The sequence below is a fragment of the Domibacillus robiginosus genome, from assembly GCF_000966195.1.
GTDB classification, from domain to species: Bacteria; Bacillota; Bacilli; order Bacillales; family Domibacillaceae; genus Domibacillus; species Domibacillus robiginosus.
The window spans coordinates 1-2,513 of record NZ_LAHL01000058.1 but is presented as its reverse complement, the minus strand read 5'-3'; the positions used below and the strand labels follow the sequence as shown (position 1 = coordinate 2,513).

Here is a 2,513-nt window from a genome sequence, read left to right as displayed (position 1 = left end):
GTGTAACTGTCAAGTGAAACTCAACAGTTTTCCAAAAATACGGCACAACAGTTTTCACCAATTAAGATTCAACACTTTGTTCCTTAAATAAAACCTTTCGGTATTTCATTCGGATACTGTTTTGCTTCTCATCGAAAGTTAAAATTTCACTTCGATGCAGAAGCCGATCCAGGATCGCTGTTGTTAAAGTTGGATCTCCAAGAAACTTCCCCCATTCGTTTGGGCCCTTATTAGATGTCAAAATAAAGGCTGCTTGATCGTACATTTCATAAATAAACTGAAAGAACAGGTGTGCATCCTGTGGTTCGTACGCCATGTACATGACATCATCAATAATGATGAGATCCGATTTCATGATACGCTTGTACCTTGTTTTTGACTTATTGGTATACTCTTGCGATTTCAAGACATAGATTAGGCGCTCCATCGAGATGAAGGATACTTGGTATCCACGCTCAATTGCGTGAATTCCAAGTGCAGTAGAGAGGTGCGTCTTTCCAACACCCGTAGGGCCCATCATGATTAAGGTAAAGCATTCTTCCACCCAGGAGAGCTCCTTTAGTACATTCAACTGCTTTTCTCCAATGGCGGACTGTTCCTCAAGACAGAAGCTTTCAAATGTTAATATGTCGGGAAATTCAGCCCATTTCATTAGCTTTTCACTGTTTTTTCTTTCCCGGCACTTTAATTCATAACTAAGCACTTCGTGCATGAGCTCATGATAAGTCCAACCTTTTGCTTCAGCCTCCCGAAGGAGGCTTGGTATCTCTTTTGCGGTTTCAGCTAGCCGTAAGGTTCGGCATTGTTCCTGAAGTCTTTCATAAGGCTGACTCATTGTGCGCTACCTCCCTGAAGAACACGAATGTAAATGTCTTCTTTTCTTTCTGGAGCGGCAAGGTTTTTATATTTCTCGTTTTCGATGCCTGTTTTTTTCAGCTTCTTTCGATTCTGTATCTCTAACGAAATGGCGATATCTCTCAGATCGTTTGCACTGTTTAACTTAAGACGCTTCATTTCATCGAGAGCTTCTTCGATAAAAGCAGGATAGGTTAAGATAGCTGCCTGTACAATTTTAAGCTGGTCTATTAAATGACGCGGATACCTTTCAGCTAATTGTTTGATCAGCCATCCTATAGTTTCTTTCTCCGGCACCATCTCTTCGATCTGCTTGATTAGCTGGTCTCGTTTGGACCTGGAGCGCTCTCTGTGGGAAGGGTCTGTAATAATAAGGCCATCTTCTTTTGACAATGTATGTCTTGCTATAACAGGTCCATTTGGATGAAGGCGGACCGTCAGGTGCTGTCCATCTGATTGAAGATGAACGATATTTTGTGATCCTTTTCGATACGTCCCTAGAGGTACACTATAGCGATTCCCGCCAAAGCGGATGACGTTGTCCTTATGCACTTTTCTTGTTATACTTGTGCCAAAGATCTTTTCAAAAAGGTAAGATCCAAAGACTTTCTGCAGGTGTTGCTTTTCCAGGGCGTGCACCTCAGAAGGTCTTTTTTTCGTATTATGATGAACTTTATAATTGCCGGTTCGCTTCAGCCATTTCATACAGGCTTCCTGCCAGTCTGGTAAATTATCAAAAACACGGTTTTTGGCAAAGTTGTTTTTTACATATTTGATAACCTGCTCAATCTTTCCCTTTGATTGAGGATCAGCCTTTCTACAGAGGTAGACCTTGAATTTTCGTGTTTGCTGGTATTTTGTAAATTCAGCTGTCATGATGATATCCCCGGCATTTTCACTTACAGCCAGTAGACGGTCTTGATCATATACGATTTCCTGTGTCATGCCCCCAAAATGCCGGAATGCATTTTCCTGCATATGTATAAGGTCCGTCGTCTGGAAGGGGCGATCCAGCCATTCTACATATTTAAAACGAGAATGAGAGAGAATGAATCCGATAAAATATAGTTTTTTGAAAGAACCGGCTGTGGTTGGCACTTTCAACTCACCAAAATCAACCTGCATCTGCTGCCCCATGGGCAGTTCAGGAACAGCCCCAAAATCCCTTTCGGGAAGCTGCTTTGGAATATGGTACGTTTCCCGGATATCATTTACATAATTTCGAACAGTATTTTCTGACACAGACTTTACGTTAAGTCTTTCTTCTAGCCAGTCAAGTACCTGGGCCCCCGATAAGTCCGGATGTTCCTTTAGCCAACCAACAATTGTCTCATGGTAAGGGTCTAACTTTTTGCTTCTATTCTGGAGAGAAGAAGCGAATTCGAAGAATTCTTCTGGTGTCATTTTTCCATAGTCAATCACTCGATTCCTAGATATCCTAAGCTTTCTGGCAATTTGGCTGTTTGAAAAGCCCTGGCTTTTTAGCCTGTGAATCTCATTGTAGATCATTAGTTTTTCCACTCCTCGTTCCTCACTTTCAATATACTTGCTCCAGTATATTGAAAGTGGTAGTTGTTCCGCTAACTGTTGAATCTTATTTGTGGAATTCTGCTTGATGGAAATTGTGGAAAACTGTTTAGTCTAGTTTATCGTTTACA

2 protein-coding genes are annotated in these 2,513 nt (G+C 41.4%); both read right to left on the bottom strand.

Annotation, left to right across the window (positions count from 1 at the left end):
• Positions 1 to 61: 61 nt before the first annotated feature.
• Positions 62 to 835, bottom strand: coding sequence for an IS21-like element helper ATPase IstB (gene istB, locus VP97_RS20600; protein WP_050184044.1), 774 nt, complete (start codon positions 833 to 835; stop codon positions 62 to 64).
• On the bottom strand, positions 832 to 2,364 hold the full coding sequence (istA, locus tag VP97_RS20595) for an IS21 family transposase (RefSeq protein ID WP_050184043.1): 1,533 nt from the start codon (positions 2,362 to 2,364) through the stop codon (positions 832 to 834). Before istA ends, istB begins: the two co-directional genes overlap by 4 nt.
• Positions 2,365 to 2,513: the final 149 nt, after the last annotated feature.

What these genes read in the sequence shown, in the direction of transcription:
- istB (WP_050184044.1), bottom strand. Translation starts at nt 835, where the DNA reads ATGAGTCAGCCTTATGAAAGACTTCAGGAACAATGCCGAACCTTACGG.
- istA (WP_050184043.1), bottom strand. Translation starts at nt 2,364, where the DNA reads ATGATCTACAATGAGATTCACAGGCTAAAAAGCCAGGGCTTTTCAAAC.